Source organism: Bradyrhizobium sp. WU425 (assembly GCF_021052305.1).
GTDB classification, from domain to species: Bacteria; Pseudomonadota; Alphaproteobacteria; order Rhizobiales; family Xanthobacteraceae; genus Bradyrhizobium; species Bradyrhizobium canariense_D.
The window spans coordinates 1,857,084-1,878,478 of sequence record NZ_CP088089.1; the positions used below are offsets into that span (position 1 = coordinate 1,857,084).

At 64.0% G+C, this 21,395-nt stretch carries 22 protein-coding genes; 11 read left to right on the forward strand and 11 right to left on the reverse strand.

Features of this window, described 5'->3' with window-relative positions:
* Positions 1 to 13 precede the first annotated feature (13 nt).
* Positions 14 to 328: a 30S ribosomal protein S21 gene (gene rpsU / locus BcanWU425_RS08870; RefSeq protein ID WP_007614218.1), complete on the reverse strand. Its 315-nt coding sequence runs from the start codon at positions 326 to 328 to the stop codon at positions 14 to 16.
* A 260-nt stretch (positions 329 to 588) separates the two neighbouring features.
* Between rpsU and aqpZ the strand changes: the two genes are divergently transcribed.
* Entirely contained in the window at positions 589 to 1,311 is a 723-nt protein-coding gene (gene aqpZ, locus BcanWU425_RS08875; RefSeq protein ID WP_018453820.1) for an aquaporin Z, read from the forward strand.
* Between the two features lie 36 nt (positions 1,312 to 1,347).
* On the opposite strand, the gene BcanWU425_RS08880 is transcribed toward aqpZ, so the two are convergent.
* Both BcanWU425_RS08880 and purE read right to left on the reverse strand, forming a co-directional pair.
* Entirely contained in the window at positions 1,348 to 2,454 is a 1,107-nt protein-coding gene (locus BcanWU425_RS08880; protein ID WP_018453821.1) for a 5-(carboxyamino)imidazole ribonucleotide synthase, read from the reverse strand.
* Entirely contained in the window at positions 2,451 to 2,939 is a 489-nt protein-coding gene (gene purE, locus BcanWU425_RS08885) for a 5-(carboxyamino)imidazole ribonucleotide mutase (protein ID WP_204512211.1), read from the reverse strand. The genes BcanWU425_RS08880 and purE overlap by 4 nt, the downstream gene beginning before the upstream one ends.
* Positions 2,940 to 3,080: 141 nt before the next feature.
* Here purE and BcanWU425_RS08890 point away from each other — a divergent pair, with 141 nt between their 5' ends.
* Positions 3,081 to 3,842, forward strand: coding sequence for a GGDEF domain-containing protein (locus BcanWU425_RS08890; RefSeq protein WP_204512210.1), 762 nt, complete (start codon positions 3,081 to 3,083; stop codon positions 3,840 to 3,842).
* Here the strand turns inward: BcanWU425_RS08890 and BcanWU425_RS08895 are convergent, their stop codons facing one another.
* From BcanWU425_RS08895 to BcanWU425_RS08905, 3 genes are all read right to left on the reverse strand, one after another.
* Positions 3,843 to 4,094, reverse strand: a complete 252-nt coding sequence (locus BcanWU425_RS08895; protein WP_007614211.1) for a hypothetical protein — start codon at positions 4,092 to 4,094, stop codon at positions 3,843 to 3,845.
* A gap of 22 nt (positions 4,095 to 4,116) precedes the next feature.
* Complete coding sequence (locus BcanWU425_RS08900) at positions 4,117 to 4,335, reverse strand: hypothetical protein (RefSeq protein WP_231190370.1); 219 nt, start codon at positions 4,333 to 4,335, stop codon at positions 4,117 to 4,119.
* 119 nt (positions 4,336 to 4,454) lie between these two features.
* Entirely contained in the window at positions 4,455 to 4,661 is a 207-nt protein-coding gene (locus BcanWU425_RS08905) for a YdcH family protein (protein WP_007596255.1), read from the reverse strand.
* A gap of 327 nt (positions 4,662 to 4,988) precedes the next feature.
* Here BcanWU425_RS08905 and BcanWU425_RS08910 point away from each other — a divergent pair, with 327 nt between their 5' ends.
* Positions 4,989 to 5,168, forward strand: coding sequence for a YdcH family protein (locus BcanWU425_RS08910; RefSeq protein ID WP_007596254.1), 180 nt, complete (start codon positions 4,989 to 4,991; stop codon positions 5,166 to 5,168).
* Positions 5,169 to 5,335: 167 nt separating this feature from the next.
* Here BcanWU425_RS08910 and BcanWU425_RS08915 read toward each other — a convergent pair whose 3' ends face one another.
* Positions 5,336 to 6,439 (reverse strand): NAD(P)/FAD-dependent oxidoreductase, encoded by a 1,104-nt coding sequence (locus BcanWU425_RS08915; protein WP_018453826.1) that lies wholly within the window; start codon positions 6,437 to 6,439, stop codon positions 5,336 to 5,338.
* A gap of 202 nt (positions 6,440 to 6,641) precedes the next feature.
* Between BcanWU425_RS08915 and BcanWU425_RS08920 the strand changes: the two genes are divergently transcribed.
* From BcanWU425_RS08920 to BcanWU425_RS08945, 6 genes are all read left to right on the forward strand, one after another.
* Positions 6,642 to 9,329: a sensor domain-containing protein gene (locus BcanWU425_RS08920; RefSeq protein ID WP_231190372.1), complete on the forward strand. Its 2,688-nt coding sequence runs from the start codon at positions 6,642 to 6,644 to the stop codon at positions 9,327 to 9,329.
* Positions 9,330 to 9,466: 137 nt separating this feature from the next.
* Positions 9,467 to 10,924, forward strand: coding sequence for a glycerol-3-phosphate dehydrogenase (locus tag BcanWU425_RS08925; protein ID WP_204513994.1), 1,458 nt, complete (start codon positions 9,467 to 9,469; stop codon positions 10,922 to 10,924).
* 75 nt (positions 10,925 to 10,999) lie between these two features.
* Positions 11,000 to 12,169, forward strand: coding sequence for an ABC transporter ATP-binding protein (locus tag BcanWU425_RS08930; RefSeq protein ID WP_204512207.1), 1,170 nt, complete (start codon positions 11,000 to 11,002; stop codon positions 12,167 to 12,169).
* A complete protein-coding gene (locus BcanWU425_RS08935; RefSeq protein WP_018453830.1) occupies positions 12,166 to 13,080 on the forward strand; it encodes an ABC transporter permease in 915 nt (304 codons plus the stop codon). Before BcanWU425_RS08930 ends, BcanWU425_RS08935 begins: the two co-directional genes overlap by 4 nt.
* A 4-nt stretch (positions 13,081 to 13,084) precedes the next feature.
* Positions 13,085 to 13,897 carry an ABC transporter permease gene (locus tag BcanWU425_RS08940; RefSeq protein ID WP_018453831.1) on the forward strand — a complete coding sequence of 271 codons (813 nt, stop codon included), beginning with the start codon at positions 13,085 to 13,087 and terminating at the stop codon, positions 13,895 to 13,897.
* Positions 13,898 to 13,909: 12 nt separating this feature from the next.
* Positions 13,910 to 14,431 (forward strand): DUF6622 family protein, encoded by a 522-nt coding sequence (locus tag BcanWU425_RS08945; RefSeq protein ID WP_204512206.1) that lies wholly within the window; start codon positions 13,910 to 13,912, stop codon positions 14,429 to 14,431.
* Here BcanWU425_RS08945 and BcanWU425_RS08950 read toward each other — a convergent pair.
* The 4 genes from BcanWU425_RS08950 to BcanWU425_RS08965 form a co-directional block, all read right to left on the reverse strand.
* Positions 14,406 to 15,257 (reverse strand): carbohydrate ABC transporter permease, encoded by an 852-nt coding sequence (locus tag BcanWU425_RS08950; protein WP_018453833.1) that lies wholly within the window; start codon positions 15,255 to 15,257, stop codon positions 14,406 to 14,408. The genes BcanWU425_RS08945 and BcanWU425_RS08950 overlap by 26 nt on opposite strands.
* The gene (locus BcanWU425_RS08955) at positions 15,254 to 16,126 is read right to left on the reverse strand and encodes a carbohydrate ABC transporter permease (RefSeq protein ID WP_018453834.1); all 873 of its coding nucleotides are present in this window, start codon (positions 16,124 to 16,126) and stop codon (positions 15,254 to 15,256) included. Before BcanWU425_RS08955 ends, BcanWU425_RS08950 begins: the two co-directional genes overlap by 4 nt.
* A gap of 76 nt (positions 16,127 to 16,202) precedes the next feature.
* Positions 16,203 to 17,588, reverse strand: coding sequence for an ABC transporter substrate-binding protein (locus tag BcanWU425_RS08960; RefSeq protein WP_018453835.1), 1,386 nt, complete (start codon positions 17,586 to 17,588; stop codon positions 16,203 to 16,205).
* 208 nt (positions 17,589 to 17,796) lie between these two features.
* Positions 17,797 to 19,725 (reverse strand): AsmA family protein, encoded by a 1,929-nt coding sequence (locus BcanWU425_RS08965; protein WP_162496341.1) that lies wholly within the window; start codon positions 19,723 to 19,725, stop codon positions 17,797 to 17,799.
* Between the two features lie 289 nt (positions 19,726 to 20,014).
* Between BcanWU425_RS08965 and BcanWU425_RS08970 the strand changes: the two genes are divergently transcribed.
* Both BcanWU425_RS08970 and BcanWU425_RS08975 read left to right on the forward strand, forming a co-directional pair.
* Complete coding sequence (locus tag BcanWU425_RS08970) at positions 20,015 to 20,722, forward strand: CoA transferase subunit A (protein WP_085349162.1); 708 nt, start codon at positions 20,015 to 20,017, stop codon at positions 20,720 to 20,722.
* Positions 20,723 to 20,737: 15 nt separating this feature from the next.
* The gene (locus BcanWU425_RS08975; protein WP_007596236.1) at positions 20,738 to 21,388 is read left to right on the forward strand and encodes a CoA transferase subunit B; all 651 of its coding nucleotides are present in this window, start codon (positions 20,738 to 20,740) and stop codon (positions 21,386 to 21,388) included.
* Positions 21,389 to 21,395 lie beyond the last annotated feature (7 nt).

Genomic DNA, 21,395 nt, shown 5'->3' on the forward strand with positions numbered 1-21,395 from the left:
CAAGTCGGGTAAATCAGCGCGGTCCGCGCGGACCAGCACTTGCACCTGCGCCTGCACCCGGGCCGCCGCGACCGCCACGATCACCGCCGGGGCCAGCACCGAACACCGGCTTCGGCTTCATCGGCAGCAGGCCTTCGCGCTGCAGCTTCTTGCGGGCCAGCTTGCGTGCGCGACGCACGGCTTCGGCCTTTTCACGGGCCTTCTTCTCGGAGGGCTTTTCGTAGTGACCGCGGAGCTTCATCTCGCGGAAAATACCCTCGCGCTGCATCTTCTTCTTCAGCGCCTTGAGGGCTTGATCGACATTGTTATCGCGAACGAGAACCTGCACGCGGCATCCTCTTCAGTGGATCGGATTTGAATTCTGGTAAGTCAAAGGGGATGGCGAAACGCACAAGCCCTTAACCTTGAGGGCGCGGATGTATCAGACAAAACTTGGGATGTCCACCGGCCAAGCGGGTCTTCGGGCCAAGTTCAGCCATTAAATGAGGCAAAATACCTCTGTGCGGCCCTGATTTGGGAGATTTGACGCCAAGGGTGGGGCCGTTTCCGGAGCTTTGTTCCGGAATCTTTGAAAGCAGGGGACGACACATGGATATGAAGAAATACGCGGCCGAAGCTATCGGTACCTTTTGGCTCACATTCGCAGGTTGCGGAAGTGCGGTGATCGCAGCCGGCTTTCCGCAGGTTGGCATCGGTCTGGTCGGTGTCTCCCTCGCATTCGGACTGAGCGTGGTCACCATGGCCTATGCGATCGGCCACATCTCAGGCTGTCATCTCAATCCGGCCGTCACTGTCGGTCTTGCCGCCGGCGGACGTTTTCCGGCCGGACAGATCCTGCCTTATGTGATTGCGCAGGTCGCCGGCGCGATCGTGGCCGCGTGGCTGCTCTACGTCATCGCAAGCGGAGCTCCCGGCTTCGACGTCAGCAAGGGGTTCGCGTCCAACGGGTACGATGCCCATTCTCCCGGCCAGTACAGCATGATCGTGTGCTTCCTCACCGAGGTGGTCATGACCATGATGTTCCTGTTCATCATCATGGGCGCGACTCACGGCCGCGCGCCCGCCGGCTTTGCGCCGCTGGCGATCGGGCTCGCGCTGGTGATGATCCATCTCGTCAGCATCCCCGTCACCAACACCTCCGTGAACCCGGCGCGTAGCACGGGGCCCGCGCTGTTCGTCGGCGGCTGGGCGCTGTCGCAGCTCTGGTTGTTCTGGGTTGCGCCACTGATCGGCGGCGCGCTGGGCGGGGTGATCTATCGTTGGCTCAGCGAAGAGCCCACTGGCGTCGTCGCGGGCGCGAAGACGGCATAACTGCAAAGCGGGATCGCGGCATGCGCCGCGGTCCCGTTATTTGCCGGTCGTGGGTCGCACTTCGGTGACATGTCCCATCTTGCGGCCCGGACGCGGCGCGCCCTTGCCGTAGATGTGCACCGTTGCGCCCGCGACGCTCAACCACTTGTCATATTCGTTGATCTCGTCGCCGATCAGATTGGTCATGGTGACGACTTCGCCGTGGCGCACGGGCTTGCCGAGGGGCCAGCCGGCAATGGCGCGGATGTGCTGCTCGAACTGCGAGACGGACGCACCGTCGAGCGTCCAATGTCCGGAATTGTGCACGCGCGGAGCGATCTCGTTGACCAGCACCTTGGGTCCGGTGCCGTTGGCGAGCACGAACATCTCGACGGCAAGCACGCCGACATAATCGAGCGCGCCCGCGATCTTGCCGGCGATACTGCGCGCTTCCTCGGCGAGCACGTCCGGGATCCGGGCGGGCGCACGGGAGATCTTCAGGATGTGGTCGCGGTGCTCGTTTTCGGTGACGTCGAAACACTCGACCTGGCCTGTGGCCGAGCGGGCGGCGATCACGGAAATCTCACGCTCGTACGGCACGAAGGCTTCCAGGATGGCCGATTTGGTGGCGAGACTGGTCCACACTTTCGCGACGTCGTCGCCCTCGCGGATGATGGCCTGGCCCTTGCCGTCATAGCCGAAGCGACGGGTCTTCAGCACCGCCGGAAGGCCGATCCTAGCGATCGCCTCGCGCAATGACGGGACCGAGGTGACGTCGGCGTAGGCTGCGGTGCCGATGCCCAGCCGCGTCACGAAATCCTTCTCGGCGAGCCGGTCCTGGGTGGTCTCGAGGATCTTGCGATTGGGCAGCACCGGGCGGCGCGCATCCAGCACCATCGCGGCCGCGGACGGCACGTTCTCAAATTCGTAGGTGATGACGTCGACGTCGTTGGCGAACAGCTCGAGTGCTTCGACATCGGCATATTCGGCGCAGGTCGCATTCAGGACGACGTCGAAGGCCGGTGAGTCCGGATCGGGCGAGAACACCTGGCAGCGCAGGCCAAGCCGGGCCGCCGCCATGGCCAGCATCCGCCCCAATTGTCCGCCGCCGAGGATGCCAATGGTGTCGCCGGGCTTCAGCTTCACCTGCTTTGCGTCAGTCACGCCTTGTCCTCCGGGCGCTCGGCCACGGCCTCGGTCTGCGCCTTGCGCCAGGCGGCGAGGCGATCGGACAAGGCCGGGTCGGACAAGGCCAGCACGGCCGCCGCCAGCAACGCCGCATTGATGGCGCCCGCCTTGCCGATGGCGAGGGTGCCGACCGGGATGCCTGCGGGCATCTGGACGATCGAATAGAGCGAATCGATGCCCTTGAGCGTCCTGGATTCGATGGGGACGCCGAACACGGGCAATTCCGTCAGAGCCGCCGCCATGCCGGCCAGGTGGGCTGCGCCACCCGCGCCGGCGATGATGACCTTGTAACCAGCCGTCTTGGCGCCTTTGGCGAACGTAAACAGCCGGTCGGGGGTGCGGTGGGCCGAAACGATGCGGGTGTCGGCGGCAACGCCGAGCCCTGCGAGCGTGTCGGCGGCATGCCGCATCGTGTCCCAGTCCGACTGGCTTCCCATGATGATGGCGATCGGCGCGGTCATGACGTGAATTGTTCTCGAACAACAGAAAGATAGGCCAGACTAAAGGTTCCGGCCGGTGGCTCGCAAGGCGGTGGCAAGGAGAAGGGAATGAACTATCCTGTCTTGGTGAATCCCCGCAAGCCTTCATTGAGCAGGATGCCCATGAAGAAACCAAAAAGGGCAAGCGCTGCGAAGGCCAAAAAGGGCCCGAAGGCCAGTGCCGGCCGCTCCAAAGTTGCTCTCAAGCGTCCGGCCAAGCGTCGGATCAAGGGTCCGGCGCGGCGTCCGACCAGGCCGTCGCAGCGGGCAGCGTCTGCCGATGACGGGGCCAAAGCGGCCATCGAGCCGGCCATCAACGCGACCATCCGCGAGCTCCGGAGCAAGCTCAAGGGGGCGCTGCGGCGGGTCGCGGAGCTCGAGGCGGCTGCCGACACCGATTTCCTGCTCGAAATTCCGAACCGGCGCGGCTTCGAACGCGAGCTCGCCCGCGCCGTCGCCTACATGAAGCGCTACCGCGCCAGCGGGGCGCTGATCGTGCTCGACGTCGATCGGTTGAAGCCGATCAACGATTCCTTCGGCCATGCGGCCGGCGACGAGGTCCTGAAGGCGATTGCCACCACGCTGACGCGGCAGATCCGCGCTTCGGACGTGGTCGGCCGGCTCGGCGGCGACGAGTTCGCGCTGCTGCTCTGGAATCTCAGCGAGACCGACGCCAAGGCGAAGGCCGCGGCTTTCGAGCAGGCCATCGACGAATTGTCCTTTGTCTTTCGCGGCCAGCACGTGAGCGCGGGCGCTTCCGCCGGCGTCGCCCTGCTCGGAGTGCAATCCGACGCCACGCGCGCCCTGGAGGAGGCCGATGCCGCGATGTATGTGCGCAAGGCGCACCGGCGGCACGAGCCGCACATCAGGCTCGTCAGCAGCTAGTTAAAGCGTGCCGAGGTCTTTCGGTACGTCGCCGAAGCTGCGGAGCAGTTTTGCGTCCCCGAATTCGCCGGTCATGGGATCGCCGCTGCGGCTGAACGCGACCGCGCCGGTGTGGCCGGCGCCGTGCGACATAATCTCGGCGCGCCGTAGCGCGGCCGCCGCGCTCTGGCATTCCTCGGCCGCACCTGCGACCGGCGATCCGTCCTCGTCGGTCAGGAAAGGTAATGCAACGTAATAGGTGACATCGGACATGGTCGGCTCCGATAGCTGACAGTCAGGCGGCGCTGCTCTTGCTCCGCATCTTGCTGCGCGAGGTCTCCGGAATGCAGCCTGCGGAAACCGCCGCCTGCAATTCTTCCAGCTCGGCCTCCAGATATTCATTGGCCATGATCAGCGCCTTGATGGTGCTGCGCAGATTGCCGTCGCACATCGCGATCGCCTGATCGCAGGCTTGTTCATAATGGCTGTTGTCGAGAAGGGCGGTTAACGACATCTGCATTTTCCTTAGACGGTTTCCCCGGGGGTGTTGGGTGCTCAAATGTTCTTATTTTGTTCCTTTCGAGTCAAGCGGATTTACGTGCGGCGGGGCCGCCGTAAAGTTCTACCCGTGGATCAGGCGATGATGTCGGGCGTGATCTGGTCTTCGATGAACGCGATACGGTCACGCAACAACAGCTTGCGTTTCTTCAACCGCTGTAACCGCAACAGGTCGGGGGCGGGCGATTGATGCAGTGCATCGATCGCCACATCGAGATCTCGGTGTTCCTGGTGCAACCGGGCGAGCTCGGATTCGAGTTCGCGCGCATCTTCATTGGTCATGTCTGCGGTGGCCGAAAAACCGATAGGCGTGAGATTAAGGCTGTGGATGCCCTGTGGAAACTATCGTCCTTGCGCGCCGTGATCGCAAGCGATCTCGGGCTGTCGCGCGCCGATCTCCCGCGACATATTTCTGCGGTCGCTCCGGCGTTGCGCAAGCGCATTGATATCACGGATTTTTCCCGCGTGGTTCCCTTACTCACGCTTCGTTACATATGAATTTCTAAAAATGACAGCGCGACGACTGATATCCATCGACAGAACAAATCGGTGATGTACACTTCCTCGTCCGGTCGAATCCAAGGTTCACCCCTACCGAGGAGGTTTCGAATGACAATTCAGGCACATCTGGTTGAATTGGAACGGAAGCACAAAACTCTCGAAAACGAATTGCACGAAGCTCTCGTGCACCTTTCAACAGACGACCTGCAAATTGTTGAGTTGAAGCGCCGGAAGTTGATGGTCAAGGACCAGATCGAGCGTCTCAGGCACGGCGACACGCTCCACTAGTAACCCCGTAACAGCGTAGAGTTGATCGCACCCTTTCAGGCAGGGATGGGAGCCTTTGCGCTCATCCCTGCTGCAAGGCGCGCAGCGTGCAAGGATTTGCGCGGCTCCAGCGTCTTGTCTGGACGCAGTTCTTTACGCGCAACCGGAATCCAATTCGCTTTAAACCACTAGATGTTTGCGAGCTCGGCGACGTGATCCGCGATCGCGAGCGATGACGTCAATCCGGGCGACTCGATGCCGAACAGATTGATCAGGCCTTCGACGCCGTGATCGCGCGGGCCCTGCATCAAGAAATCCTGCGTGGCCACCGCCGGCGGCACGATCTTCGGGCGGATGCCCGAATAGCTCGGCATGAGAGCACCGTCAGGCAACGTCGGCCAGTATTTGCGGATCGCCGGGTAGAAGCGCTCGGCGCGTGACGGGTCGACCTCATAGTCGATCGTCTCGATCCACTCGACGTCAGGGCCGAAACGGGCCTGCCCGGCCATGTCCAGCGTCAGATGCACCCCTAGGCCACCGGGCTCGGGCACCGGATAGATCAGGCGCGAGAACGGCGCCCTGGCATTGCAGCTGAAGTAGTTTCCCTTGGCGAGGTAGGCCGTCGGGATCCGTTCCAGCGGCATGCCCTCGATGTTGCGCGCCACGGTGGTCGCCGAGAGCCCGGCGGCGTTGACGAGGAGGCTGCATTGCAGCGTCATCGGCGCTTCGCCGCCCGCCTCGATCTCGATGACGCCGGCGGTCGCCTTGGCACGGATCAGCGGGGTGTGAAACGCGAAGGCCGCGCCCGCGTCCTCGGCTTCGCCGCGCAGCGAGAGCATGTAGGCGTGGCTGTCGATGATGCCGGTCGACGGCGACAGCAGCGCGGCGTCACAGGCGAGCGCCGGCTCCAGCGCACGTGCCGCATCACCCGTGAGCAACTGCATGTCGAGCACGCCGTTGGCCTCGGCATGCGCCTTGATCGATTGCAGCTTCTCGGTCTCTTTCGGATTGGTCGCGACGATCAGCTTGCCGCAATTCCTGTGCGGGATGCCGCGCTCGGAACAGTAACGATAGAGCGCGTGCTTGCCGTCGACGCACATGCGCGCCATCCAGCTTCCGGCGCGGTAGTAGATGCCGGCATGGATCACCTCGCTGTTGCGCGAGGAGGTGATGGTGCCGATGGCCTCGGCTTGCTCGAGCACGATCACCTCGCGCCCGGCTTGCGCCAGCTTTCGAGCCACCGCGAGCCCGATCACGCCGGCTCCGATGACGACGCAGTCCACCCTATCCATGGTCGTGCAGGACGTCCGCTCGAAGCGACGATGGCCCCACGCCTGGGGAGGGCGGCGCGGGGCCGTTTTCCGTTAACGAAGCATTTATCATGTCAGGGCAATTGCCGTATTTGATGCCACATTTTTCCGTTGCGCGTACAGGCGTTTACCCGATCCAAACCCGCGAGGCCAGACAATCCGACGTTGAAATCGCGGGTGGCTGATGGCTGAGAAGAACTGGCACGCGGGCAGCGCGCTTCCGATTGCGGTGCAGGCCGTCGTGTGCCTGGCCGCAGCGGTCGCGCCTGCACGCGCCTTTGCCCTTTCCGACAGCTTCGCCCCGCCGAGCTATCTCGGCGAGCTCAATCCCAACGTGATCTGGGAAGCCCTGATCGCGGGCGTCGTGATCTGCTCGTTCCTCATCGCGATCGCGCTGTGGATCCATTCCTCGCTGCGCCGGACCAGACGTCTGCAGCTGCGGCGCAATGCCTTCGTCTCCTCCGCCATGAACAATCTCAACCAGGGCGTGGTGATGACGGATGCGCAGCGGCGCGTCATCTTCTGCAACGACCGCTATATCGAGATTTACGGCCTGGCGCGGTCGGATCTCTGGGCCAACATGAACGGCTACGAACTCCTTGAGCTGCGACGCAAGCGCGGGGTGCTCGGCGCCGCCTCCAACGAGGAGTTCTACGAGAAGGCGGCAAGCACCAACGGCTTGATCACCGAACTGCCGGACGGGCGGGCCATCCTCGTGAAATATTTCGTGCTGCCCAACGGCGGCTCGGTGACGACGCATCTGGACGTCAGCGAGCAGCGCAGGCTGTCGCGGCAGCTCGCCTCCACCAAGCAGTTCCTGGAAACGGTGCTGGACAACGTGCCGGCCTGCGTGGCCGCAAAGAACATCGAGGATGGTCGCTACATCTTCGCCAACAGCGCCTATGAGCGCTTCTGGGGCTTCTCGCGCGACCATGTCGTCGGCAAGAACGCGCGCGAGCTGTTTGCGCCGATCTCGGCGGACAGCATCGAGGCGACCGACCGCACGGCACTCGATTCGCCGGACGGCCAGTTTCGCAACGAATTCGAGGTCGACCGCGCCGGTGAGCGACGCATGGTTGCCTCGATCCGGATCGTTGTCCGCAACGAGAGCAACAAGCCCGAATTCCTGATGCTCGTGTTCGAGGACATCACCGATCGCCGCTCGCTGTCGAAGGAGCTGGAGAGCACGAAGAAGTTCCTCGAGCTCGTGGTCGACAACATCCCGGTGGCCCTGATCGTCGAGCAGGTCAAGGACGGCCGCTACCTGCTCGCCAACCGCAGCGCCGAGACGATCCTCAACCGCAGGCGCGAGGAAGCCACAGGCCTGACCGCGTCCGACATCTTCAATCCCAAGGAAGCCAAGCTGATCATCGCGCGCGACGAAGCCGCGATCAAGAAGCGTGGGATGATCACCGAAGAGCACCCGATCTCCACCAAGGACGGGCTGCGGCTGTTCCTCACCCGCCGCGCCACCGTGCTGGGCGACACCGGGGAGCCGCAATATCTGATCAAGACCCACGAGGACGTCACCGATCGCCGGCAGACCGAGTCGCGCATGGCGCACATGGCCTATCACGACGGCCTCACCGATTTGCCGAACCGTGCCGCTTTCCTGCAGGCGTTGACCCAGATGATCGAGGCCTGCGAGGGCACCGGCGAGGAGTTCGCGGTTCTGTGCGTCGATCTCGACGGTCTCAAGGAGGTCAACGACGTCTTCGGTCATGCGCACGGCGACAAGCTCCTGGTCGAGGTGGCCCAGCGGCTCCAGGACTCCGCGCGCGGCGGCGTGGTGGCGCGCCTGTCCGGCGACGAGTTCGGCCTGATCATCGACGGTAAGCAGCCGGATGCAGGTCTCGCGCTGGCGCAGCAGATCGGTGATGCCGTCGCTAAGGAATTCCAGATCGACGGCCGCCCGGTCCGCGCCGGCGTCACCACCGGCATGTCGATCTTCCCGCACAACGGCGCCGACGCCGCCTCGTTGCTCGCCAATGCCGGCGCGGCGCTGTTCCGCGCCAAGCAGAAGTCGCGCGGCACGATCAGCCTGTTCCAGCCGGAGATGGACCAGCAGATCCGCGATCGCCGCGTGCTGCACCAGGATCTCTCGATGGCGATCAAGAACGGCGAGCTCTCGCTCGCCTTCCAGCCGCAGGGAGCAGCGGGCCACAGCGTCGCCGAGAGCGAGATCATCGGCTTCGAGGCGCTGGCGCGCTGGCAGCATCCGGTGCGCGGCCAAGTCTCCCCGGCCGAATTCATCCCGATCGCGGAGGAAAGCGGCCTGATCGTCGAGATGGGCGAGTGGATCCTGCGCGAAGCCTGCCGCGAGGCCGCGTCCTGGCCGAAGCCGCTTCAGATCGCGGTCAACCTGTCGCCGGCGCAGTTCATGCACGGCGACGTGGTCGGGCTCGTGCATTCCATCCTGCTCGAGACGGGTCTCGCACCCGGTCGGCTCGAGCTCGAGATCACCGAGGGCGTGCTGATCGAGGACTTCGATCGCGGTCTGGCGCTGCTGCGCCGGCTCAAGGCGCTCGGCGTGCGCATCTCCATGGACGATTTCGGCAGCGGTTATTCCTCGCTGAGCTATCTCCAGGCGTTCCCGTTCGACAAGATCAAGATCGACCGCGCCTTCATCATCAATCTCGGCCGCAACCCGCAATCGGCGGCGATCGTGCGCGCGGTGATCGATCTCGGCCATGGCCTGGAAATGTCGATCGTCGCCGAAGGCGTCGAGACGCTGGAACAACTCGCCTTCCTCGCCGCGGAAGGCTGTGACGGCGTGCAGGGCTATCTGCTCGGCAAGCCACTGCCGATCGGGAAATATGCCGGCCTCGTCGGTCGTGCCGAAGTCATGGAGCTTGCGCTCAAGACCGGCTAGAGCGTTTTTCGAGCGCAGCGGATGCGGGTTCGCGTCAAGAGAACGCGCCAAACCAGAATCTAGAGCCCCGTTCCGATTTCATCGGAAGGGAAATGGCTCTAGAGATGGCGAGCGTTTCGCTCCCATTCGACGGCTTCATGGCGGATTACGATTTTGCGATCATCGGCGGCGGCCTGAACGGTGTCAGCCTCGCGCGCGATGCCGCCGGCCGCGGCCTGCGGGTCATCCTGTTGGAGCAGGGCGATCTGGGCGGCGCGGCGTCGTCGGCAACGCCGCGGCTGATCCACGGCGCCCTGTCGGTTCTGGAACGGCGCGGCTTCCGCCGGGTGCGCCGGGCGCTCGCTGAGCGCCGGATCTGGCTCCGGATCGCGCCGCATCTGGTTCGGCCGATGCGCTTCGTGATCCCGGCGCATTCCGACGAGCGCCCACCATGGCTGCTGCGCGTCGGCCTGCTCCTCTACGACAGCCTCACCAGCCGGAGCGGCCTGCCTGCAACGGCGACCCTCGACATCACGCATCATCCGGTCGGCAACGCGCTGAAACGACCATTCGGCACGGCCTTCGAATATTCGGATTGCGTCGTCGACGATTCCCGACTGGTGGTGCTCACGGCACTGGATGCGGCCGAGCGCGGCGCCGTGATTCGGACTGGAGCGCGCTGTGTGCGCGCCGATCAAACCGACACATGGCGGCTCGCGGTGGTCGACCGCGGCCATCGTCGCACGATCACGGCCCGGGCACTGGCCAACGCCACCGGCGGCTGGACGTCGATCGTCGCCGAGACCGTGCTGCGGCAGCCGCAACCCGCCGTGGCGGCGATGCAGATGAGCCAGATCATCGTCCCGCGATTGTTCGATTCCGATAACGTCTACGTCTTCCAGAACAGCGATGGCCGGCTGATCTTCGCGAGTCCTATCGCGCGCGATTTCACACTGATTGGAACAGTCACGCACGATTTCACCGGCGATCCTGCGATCGTCGCGATGCGGGGGGCCGACGTCAGCTATCTCTGCGAAGCGGCCAGTCGCTATTTCCGCGAGCGCGTTGCCCCGACCGACGTGGTGCGCGCGGTCTCCGGCGTCAACCTGACGCTGGCGTCCGCGCGCGGGCGTGATGGCACGACGCTGTTCGACGCGCGACGGCGCAAGGCGCCGCTGATCACGATGTTTGGCGGTGACGTCACCACCTCGCGCCTGCGGGCGGAGCGCGCGGTGACGAAGTTGACGCCGTTCTATCCGATGTCGCCGCCCTGGACCGCAGGCGCGGCGCTGCCGGGCGGAGATTTTAGCTGGGATCGTTTCGACACCGAGGTCGATCTTGCGCGTGACCGCTGGCGCTTTCTCTCGGAGGCGCAGGCCCAACGCCTCGTCGCGGCCTATGGCTCGCGGCTATCGGCTGTGCTTGCCGAGGCGAAGACCCGGGACGATCTCGGCCCCGCCTTCGGTCCCGAACTGACCGGGGCCGAGGTGCGCTATCTCATGACCCACGAATGGGCGCGTTTTCCCGAGGACATCCTGTGGCGCCGCTCCAAGCTCGGCCTGACGATGTCAGCGGGGGAATGCAATGCGCTGGCTGCGTTCATGGCGAATGCGTGAACGAACGGCCTCTAACCGGTTGAGTGAGGGACGATCGGCCGCTAGCGTGCGGCTTGATTGGGGTTGGCAGGAACCATGACTGACGAGTTGCCCAGAACAGACGCGGCTGCGGCTGCGGTCGGAGAGACGCAGTTCGCGGCCGGCGAGCCGTTGCTGCGCATCGAGGGCGTCGCCAAGACGTTCGGGACGTTCCGGGCCGTCGATGGCGTCTCGCTCGACATCAAGGCCGGCGAGTTCTTTGCGCTGCTCGGGCCCAGCGGCTGCGGCAAGACCACGCTTCTGCGCATGCTCGCCGGTTTCGAAGCGCCGGATCAAGGGCGCATTCTGCTCGGCGGCAAGGACATCGCGCAGGCGCTGCCGCATGAGCGGCCGATCAACATGATGTTCCAGAACTACGCGCTGTTTCCGCACCTGTCGGTGCGCGACAACATCGCCTTCGGCCTGAAGCGCGCCGGTATGGCGCGCGCAGACATCGCCACGCGTGTGGCGGAGATGGTTGCGCTGGTGAAGCTCGACGGACTCGAGAAGCGCAAGCCCGACCAGCTCTCCGGGGGACAGCGCCAGCGCGTGGCGTTGGCGCGTGCACTGGCGCGACGCCCGCAGCTCCTTCTGCTCGATGAGCCGCTCGCAGCGCTGGACAAGAAGCTGCGCGAAAGCACCCAAGGCGAACTGATGGAGCTTCAGCGCCGGCTCGGCATGACCTTCATCATCGTCACCCACGACCAGGAAGAGGCGATGACGATGGCGAGCCGGATCGGCGTGATGAGGGACGGCAGGCTGGCGCAGGTCGCGAGTCCCCGCGAACTCTACGAGGCGCCACGCTCGCGCTGGATCGCGGAGTTTGTCGGCGACATCAACCTGTTCGACGCCAAGTCCAAATTGCGCGACGGTCATCGTCTGGTCATAGGCACGCGCGATGCGGGACCGCTGGTGGTGGCGGAGCCGCGCGAGCCGTTCGGTGAGGTCAGATTATCGGTTGCGATCCGCCCCGAGAAGGTCAAGCTGTCGCGCCGTGGGCCGGCGAGGGAGGCCGGTCATGAGACGGCGATCAACCAGCTGGACGGCGTGATCGCCGACATCTGCTATCTCGGCGGCACCACCACTTACAAGGTGAAGCTCGAGGCCGGCGGGACGGTGCAGGCGTCGGTCGCCAACAGCGCGCGCCTTGACGTCGACGCCTACAGCGTGGGCCAGCCTGTCGTCGCCTGGTTCACGCCCGACGACTGCGTGGTGCTGCCGTCATGAGCGGGCGCCGCATTTTTGCGCGACCGGCTCACTTTGCCGCGATCGCGCCCTATGTCTGGATGGTGCTGTTCTTCCTGGTGCCGTTCGGCTTCGTGCTGAAGATCAGCCTGTCGCAGACGGCGATCGCGCAGCCGCCTTACGAGCCGGTGTTCGACCTGATGGCGGGATGGGGGGCGCTGAAGGCCGCCTTTGCCGCGCTGTCGATCGACAATTTCAGGCTGCTCGTCTCCGACGATATCTACGTGTTCGCCTATGTGCGTAGCCTCACCGTCGCCGTCACCGCGACCGCGCTGTTGCTCCTGATCGGCTATCCCATCGCCTACGGCATGGCGCGGCTGCCGGCGCGCTGGCAGGCCGTGGCGATGGTGCTGGTGATCGTGCCGTTCTGGACCTCGTTCCTGATCCGGATCTATGCCTGGATCAACATCCTCCAGCACGACGGCCTGCTCAACCAGATACTGCTGGCGCTGCATCTGGTTAGTCAGCCCGTGGTGTGGCTCTCCACCGACAGCGCGATGTATATCGGCATCGTCTATTCCTACCTGCCGTTCATGATCCTGCCGCTCTACGCCACGCTGGCCAAAATGGAGCCGGTGCTGGAGGAGGCCGCCTCCGATCTCGGCGCGCCGCGCTGGCAGGTGTTCTGGCTCGTCACCTTCCCGCTGTCGCTGCCCGGCGTCGGCGCCGGCGTGCTGCTGTGCTTCATCCCCATCGTCGGCGAGTTCGTCATTCCGGATCTCCTGGCCGGCTCCAATGCGCTGATGATCGGCCAGACCTTGTGGCTCGAATTCTTCACTAACAAGGACTGGCCGGTCGCCTCCGCCGCGGCCATCGTGTTGTTGGTGGTGCTGCTGGTCCCGCTGCTGCTGTACGAACGGCTGCAGAAGCGGCAGCTGGAACAGGGGCGGTGAGGCGATGCGCAAGGTCTCCCGTCTGTCCCGCTTCAACGTCGCCTCGCTTTCGCTGGGTCTGGCCTTCCTCTATCTGCCGATCCTGATCCTCGTGATCTATTCCTTCAATGCCTCGCGGCTGGTGACGGTGTGGGGTGGCTGGTCGCTGCGCTGGTATCACGAGTTCTTCAATGACCGCGCCATGATCGAGGCGGCCTGGATGAGCCTGCGCGTCGCGGTTTCGTCGGCAACCATTGCGACCCTGATCGGCACGCTCGCCGCCGTGGCGCTGTCGCGCGGCGAGCGGTTTCGCGGCCGCACCCTGTTCTCCGGCATGCTCTATGCGCCGCTGGTGATGCCGGAGGTGATCACCGGACTGTCGCTGCTGCTGCTGTTCGTGGCGCTAAACGCGGAGCGCGGCTTCTGGACGGTGACGATCGCCCATACCACGCTGACGATGTGCTTCGTCGCCGTCGTCGTGCAGTCCCGCCTCGGCTCGCTCGACCGCTCCTTGGAAGAGGCCGCGATGGATCTCGGCTACGACCCCCTGCGCGCGTTCGTGGCCGTAACGCTGCCGCTGATCGCGCCTGCGATCGTCGCGGGCTGGATGCTCGCCTTCACGCTGTCGCTGGACGATCTCGTGATCGCGAGCTTCACCACCGGCCCCGGCTCGGCGACGCTGCCGATCCGGATCTATTCGGAAGTGCGGCTCGGAGTGAAGCCCGAGATCAACGCGATCTGCACGCTGGTGATCGCCTTGATTGCTGTTGTCATCGTCATCGCCTCGCTCGCCTCGAAACTGTCGAGCTCGCAGGGCGAGAGCGCGGCGCCGCTATAACGGGAGGCGATGATGACGTTTGCCTATCAGGTCCTGGTGCATACGCCGCTCTGGGTCTGGACCTTGCTCGCCTATCTGGTCTGGCAGGGCATCAAGGCGATGCAGCCGCGCAAGACGCCGATCTGGCGTGCGCTGATCGTTCCGATCGTATTCATCGTCTGGGGCATTTCGCGGATTGGCTTCGGACATCAGGATAGCGCGTGGCCGCTGGTTGCCTGGGGCGGGGCCGCATTGGTGTTGTTGCCGATCGGCGTATTAACGTCGCGTCCGTTCGACGTCGATCACAAGACAGGCGAGATCATCCGCGCGGGTGGCGCCTTTGCGCTGATCCGCAACCTCGTCATATTCTCTCTGCAGTATGCGGTCGGCGTGATCTCGACGGTCGATGCGAGCGACCGTGCACTCGCACTCGTCGTCGGCCGCGCGATTTCGGGCGCGACCGCGGGCTATTTCATCGGCTCGACGATCGCGCTGCTGGTTGCCTACCAAAGAAAGCGCGCCGTGGATCTCAGGACTTCACCGCACCGGCCGTGAGCCCGCCCACCATGTAGCGCTTGAAGGCGTAATAGACCGCGGCCGGCGGCAGCGCGTAGATGAAGCCGGTGGTCATCAACAGCTCCCACGGCGAGTCGTCGGCGGCGAGGAAGTTGCCGAGCGCGACCGGCAGCGTGATATCGGTGTCCTTGGACAAGAGCAGGAACGCGTAGAGATATTCGTTCCAGGCCAGCAGCACGGCATAGGTGCCGATCGCGACCAGCGAGGGCATCATCAGCGGCACATAGACCAGGCGGAACAGCTGCAGCGTGGTCGCGCCGTCCATCACGGCGGCCTCGTCGAGCTCGACCGGCAGCTTGTCGGACGCCTGCTTCAGCACCCAGATCGCGTAAGGCGAAGCGATTGTCACCATCGCCAGGATCAGCGACCAGTGATTGTTGAGCAGGCCGTAGTTGCCCATGGTGCGGTACATCGGCACGGCGAGGAACGCCGCCGGGATGAAGTAGGTGAACAGCGCGAGATTCATCACCCAGCGGCCGCCCGGCGCCTTAAGCCGCGAGATCGAGAATGCGGCGGCGGTCGCGACGAACAAGGTCAGCGCGCCTGCGGCCAGCGCGATCACCGTCGAGTTCCAGAACTGGATCCAGAAGTCTCGCAGGAAATAGTGCTCCTGGTAGAACACGATGTGAAAGTTGTGCAGCGTCGGATGATCCGGCCACAGCTTGCCCGAGAACGCGTCCTCCTTGGGCGAGATCGCGAACAGGAACATGTGGTAGATCGGAATCATGGTCCAGATGAAGACCGGGATGCCGATCAGCAGGAGCTTGGCTTCGGTGCCAACTTCGCGGAGGGTGGGAAGCTTCATCGCGACAACCGTTTCATCATGAAGTATATCAGCGGCAGCACGAGCGGTATCGCGCAGACGATAGAGGCCATCGCAAGCGAGAGCTGGTCGAGCCGGAGATAGCGGATGCCGAGTGTCGACAGCACGTGCGTGAGGTCGGCCGGCCCGCCGCCAGTGAGCAGATAGACGCTGTTGAAGTCGCCGAGCGTCCAGATCATCGAGAGCAGCGTGCAGGTGACGTAGAGCATCTGCATCGACGGCCAGGTGATGAAGCGGAATTTCTGCCACGGACTGGCGCCGTCGACCTCGGACGCCTCGTACAGATCCTGCGGGATCGCGAGCCGCCCGGTCAGCAGGATCAGCGTCCAGAACGGCAGCGACTTCCAGATATGCACGGCGATCGCCATGGTCAGCGCGACCGTCGGATCGTTCAGCCAGTTCGGCCCGTCATCGCCGGTGAGAGAGAAGATGAAATGGTTGACCATGCCCCATTCGGGATTGAGCATGAAGCGGACCGACAGGATGGTCGGGATCGACGGCACCGCCCAGGGCAGGATGAAGATCACCGACAGCCATTTGATCCAGGGGCGCTGCTGGGCGAAGAAGCCGGACAGGAACAGCGCGATCAGCATCTTCACGTTGATGCCGATGACCAGGAAGATCAGCGTGTTGACCGCGGCGCGCGCGAAGATCGGGTCGTTGTACAGCGCGACATAGTTCGCCGGACTGCGCGCCAGCCACAGGCCGTAGCCGACGGGATAGACGACGAAGGCCAGGAAGACGAGTAGATAGGGCACAAGCAGCAAGATGCCCCAGACCTGCTGCGTGGTCAGGCGCGCCGACAGGGGAGGGGCCGGAATTGTGTCTGAGCCGGAAAGTGTGATCGCCATATCGCATACCCACCGAAAGCAACCGGTCGCGGAGAGCCGCGACCGGTATTAGCATATACCTTATTGCAGTCCGAGATCAGCCCGCGACCGCCTTGATGCGGGCGATCAGCTCGTCGACCGCCTTGTCCACCGGCACCTTCTCGCTGACCACGCGGTTCATCGCCTTGGCCCAGACGTTCTCGTTGTTCAGGATGGTGAACTTCCAGTTCTTGGTGAAGTCGAACGCGGCGGTGCCGCCCTTGAACTGCGAGTAGACCGCCTTGCGATGCCGGTCAGCCTGCCAGAACGGGCTCTCTTGGCTTTCCTTCGTCACCGGGAACCAGCGGCCGAGCGCACCCTCGATATAGGGGCGGACGTTCTCTTCCTGGAGCAGGAAGGCGATGAACTGCTTGGCCTCGGCCTTGTTCTTGGCCACGGAGAAGACCAGCCCGGTCTTGACGTCCGAGCGGTAGCGGATCGTCGAACCGTCCGGAGCCTTCGGGAAGGACGCGGTGATGATGTCCTCGCCATAGGCCTTCTTGCCGGCTTCGCGCTGCTCGGGCGTGAGCGTCTGGTTCTGGGAATCCTCGAACCACTTCGCCGCGATCGAGATCGTGAAGTTGTGGGTCATCACGATGGTCTTGTTGTGGAACGCGACGTTGTTGTCGGGATCCTTCCAGGTCGTCGAGGACGGCGGGGTGCAGCCCTTGATGTAGGTGTCGGTGTAGTCCTTCATCGCCTTGATCAGGTTCTCCCGGACCTTGGGATCGTCGACCGTAAGCTTGCCGTCGTCGTCGACCAGCTTGACGTGATAGGCATCCATGAAGGTGTAGAACGACTGGAAAGCGTCGGTGGATTCCACGCCCATCGGCTGGCCGACGCCGTAGACGCGCTGGCCGGTCGCCTTGCGGATCCCCGGTTGCACCTTGTCGCACCAGAACGTCCAGTAGCCTTCCCAGTCGGTCGGGATGTCGGCGAGCTTGAAGCCGGCCTTCTCAAGCATGTCGTTCCAGATCTCGACATGCATGCTCTGCTGCTTCAGCGGGAAGCCGTAATAGGCCTTCTTCTTGGTGACGTCGTTATAGAGGATCGACGCATCCAGCGTGTTCTGCACGAACCGATCCTTGATCGGCTCCATGATGTCTGAGAGGTCCTCGAGCCTGCCTTCGTAGGCCCACTTGCCCTGGACCTGCACGTCGTAGGTGTCGGAATAGGCAACATCGGGCACGGTGCCTGAATCGAGTGCGGCGACCGTCTTCGGAATCATGTCCTGGATCGCGTACTGCGACAATTCGACCTTGATGCCGGTCTTGGCTTCGAACTTCTTGATTGTCTCGAGCAGCGCGTCGTCTTCGGAGCGGTAGAAGCCCTTGCCCCACCAGACCGTAATCGTCTTCTGCTGCGCAAATGCGGGTGCAGCGGCTGCAAACAGCCCGGCCGCAGCGACCGCCAGTGATACTGCGCCAATAACCTTGGATTTCACGTTTTTCTCCCTCAAACGGCCGGTGTTTTTAACCGGTCGTATAAAACACTAGCGCATGGCCGCTATCCGATCTAGCGGCTTCTTGTCAGACATAGGTCGTGGGGTGTCGGGCGAGAGGAGATGCTTAATGTGCGCATCGATCCAATCGCCGCATCAATTCGCCCTGATCAATTCGCGCCGATCTGCTGGCGCCGCTTGATCGCCGTCCTTAATTGGACTTCGCGCCTTCCTTGGCGTTCTCCGCCGTCGGCGCTTCGGCCGGTGCGGGACGTTTTCCGGTGCCGGTGATGCGCTCAATCGCGGAGCGCACCGCGTCGCCCGGCTTGCGGTCTTTCAGCATGTCGAGCAGGGGCGCAGAGGCCGGCGAACGGCGGATCAGGCTTTCCGGATCGGGGAAGACGAGGGGGTCGTCCCAGGGGCCCTGCACCACGAAGGGCAATTCGAACCCCGACGCGCTGTTGAGGCTGGCCACGCCCTTCATGTCGTATTCGCGCGTCGGCACCGAGGCGGTACCGGTCATGGTGATCTTCGCCGCCGGTCCTTCGACGCGGATGTCCTCGGCGGTGGCGACGCCGTCGGAGAACTTCACCGCGATGGTGAGATTGTCGTAAGGGGTAGAGCCGTTGCGGAAATTGCCGCCGCCGGACAGCGGCCGCCGCTCGAGCCGCTTCAGGAGCTGCTCGGCATTGAAGCCCGCGATCGCGCCGTCATGCCCGGTCACTGTGGCGCTGCCGTCGAGCGACTGCACGAGGCCGAACGGGCTCGAGCCGGACGCGAGGAGCGAGACGTTGATGTTGCCGCGCCCGGACAGCTTGTTGATGCCGAACAGCTCGGAGGCGCAGGCCTGAAGGTCGACGTCGGTGAACTGGAATTGCGCCTTGATGTCGGCGACGGTGTCGGAGCGCGCGATGCCGAACGAGCCCTTGGCGATGCCGCCATAGACCTGGGCCTCGCCGACCGAGAGCGCCAGCGTGCCGTTGCGGAGATTCGCGCCGATCGCGGTGCGGCCGAGTTTCGACGTCCCGACCGTCAGCTTGGCGGCCGACAGGCGCATGTCGAGGTCGGTGGTCGACAAGGCGTTGAGATCGAACAGCTGCCTGTTCCAGTCGCGCGCGCCGCTCGCGAGCAGGCGGAAAGTCGAGATATAGGGGGTGAAGTCGAGCGCGTCGGCTGCGAGCGTCGCCTGCAGCGTCTGCCGGCCGTTATTGGCGTAGGTCATCACGCCCTCGGCGGTGTTGCCGTCGAGCTCGACATTGACGTTGGTGAGCGCGATCGACGCGCCGACGACATTGGCCCGCGCCTTCAGCGCGAAACGGCCGAAGCCGCCGCTGGCGGGCTGCGGCTGGCCGGTCCAGCGCAGCGCGTTGCGCAAGGACGGGCTGTCGATGGTGAGCGTACCCTCCATCATCGGGCTGGTGCGATTGGCGACGCTGCCGTCGAAGGCGAGCTTGAGCGGTGCGCTCGCGATCCGCGCCTTCAACCCCGAGCGCTCGCCGGAGAGGGCGGCGACGAAATCGGAAAAGCTGATCGAGCCGTCGACCCGTTCGCCCCGCCAGTCGAATTGTCCGGTCGCAGCGAAGGAGCGCGAGATCGAGGGCCAGGCCAGCGACAGGTCGATGTCCTCGAGCTTCTCGGTGCCGTGCGTGGCGGCGTCCTCGTAATTGAGCACGCCGTCCTGGATCCGGATCTCGGAGAACGACACTTGATTCTCGGCGCCAGGCTTCATGGTGCGCGCGATGGTCTGGATGAACGGTGTCCAGTTGCTTTCACCGTCCGGCTTCAGGCTGACATGGATGCGCGGCCGCAGCAGCGTCAGGTCGGCGATCTCGAACCGTTGCAGCAGCAGCGGCAGCAGCCGCAGGTTCGCGGTGAGAACGTCGACATGGAGCGCGGGATCGCTGGTGCCGCCGCCCTTCAGCCCGACGTCATGGAAGGAGATGTAGCTTGCCGGCAGCACCGAAATGTCGATCGCGCCTGCGACGTTGACCTCGAGTCCGGTGACGTCGCGGATCTGCGTTTCCACGGCCTTGCGCAGTGCGTCGCGGTTGATGAGCCATGAGGTCGCGATCAGGGCGATCAGCGCCACGCCGAGCAGCGCCGCGATCGGCGTCCCGAGGCGCTTCATTCCTTGGGCCATGGTCAATGGCATGTCCTGATCGAGTTGGTCGCTGGAGCCAGAAGGCGGGCCGGGAAACCTGCGCGCCCCACGCCCAAGACCTATTGTGTTAAGTGCCGCAACTTGATGGGTTTTCTTGTCGCTTTCAAGGCCGCGGGAACGGTTGCGCCCACGGCTTGGGCAGCTTCTATCACCCAGGGGCGGAGCGGAGAACCCCGTATCATTGACGGCTTCGGACGATTTCGCCTAATAATCGCCGCCACTAAGGCGCGACGCCTGCAAGCCGAAGGTTCACTCGAAGGTAATTTGCATGAACAAGGTCTATCCCGACGCCAAGTCGGCTCTCGAGGGCGTTCTGAAAGACGGCATGATGATCATGTCGGGCGGCTTCGGCCTCTGCGGCATCGCCGAGACGCTGTCGGACGCGATCCGCGACTCCGGCGTCAAGGACCTGACGGTGGTCTCAAACAATGCCGGCGTCGACGGCATTGGCCTCAGCCGCCTGCTCGAAACCCGCCAGATCAAGAAGATGATCTCGTCCTATGTCGGGGAGAACAAGCTGTTCGCCCAGCAATTCCTCGCCGGCGAGCTGGAACTCGAATTCAATCCGCAGGGCACGCTGGCCGAGCGCATCCGCGCGGGCGGCGCCGGCATTCCGGCCTTCTACACCAAGACCGGCGTCGGCACGCTGATCGCCGAAGGCAAGGAAGTGAAAGAATTCGACGGACAGAAATACCTGATGGAGCGCGGCCTGTTCGCCGACCTCGCCATCGTCCACGCCTGGAAGGGCGACACCGCAGGTAACCTCATCTATCGCAAGACCGCGCGCAACTTTAACCCGATGATGGCGACCGCCGCCAAGGTCACGGTGGCCGAGGTCGAGCATCTGGTTCCGGCCGGCGAACTCAATCCCGACCACATCCACACGCCCGGTCTTTTCGTCAAGCGCATCGTCGAGGTCGGAACGGCCAAGAAGCGCATCGAATTCCGCAACACCCGCCCGCGCACGGCAGCTTGAGATCAGGAGACTAAGATGGCCTGGACCCGTGAACAGATGGCTGCGCGCGCCGCGAAGGAACTGCGTGACGGCTATTACGTCAATCTCGGCATCGGCATCCCGACGCTGGTCTCGAACTACATCCCGGACGGCATGGACGTCAGCCTTCAGAGCGAGAACGGCATGCTCGGCATGGGCCCGTTCCCGTACGAGGGCGAAGAGGACGCCGATCTCATCAACGCCGGCAAGCAGACCGTGAGCGAACTGCCGTCGACCTCGTATTTCTCGAGCGCGGATTCCTTCGGCATGATCCGTGGCGGCCACATGGATCTGTCGATCCTCGGCGCCATGCAGGTGGCCCAGAACGGCGATCTCGCCAACTGGATGATCCCCGGCAAGATGGTCAAGGGCATGGGCGGCGCGATGGATCTCGTCGCCGGCGTCAAGCGCGTGGTCGTGGTGATGGAGCATTCGGCCAAGGACGGTCCAAAGCTCCTGAAGCAGTGCAATTTGCCGCTGACCGGCGAGCGCGTGGTCGACATGGTCGTGACTGACCTGGCCGTCTTCACCATCGACAAGCACGGCAGCGGCGGCATGGCGCTGATCGAGCTCGCCGACGGCGTCTCGCTCGACGAGGTCAAGGCCAAGACCGAGGCCGAATTTCGCGTCGCACTGAAGAACACGTAAAGTTTTC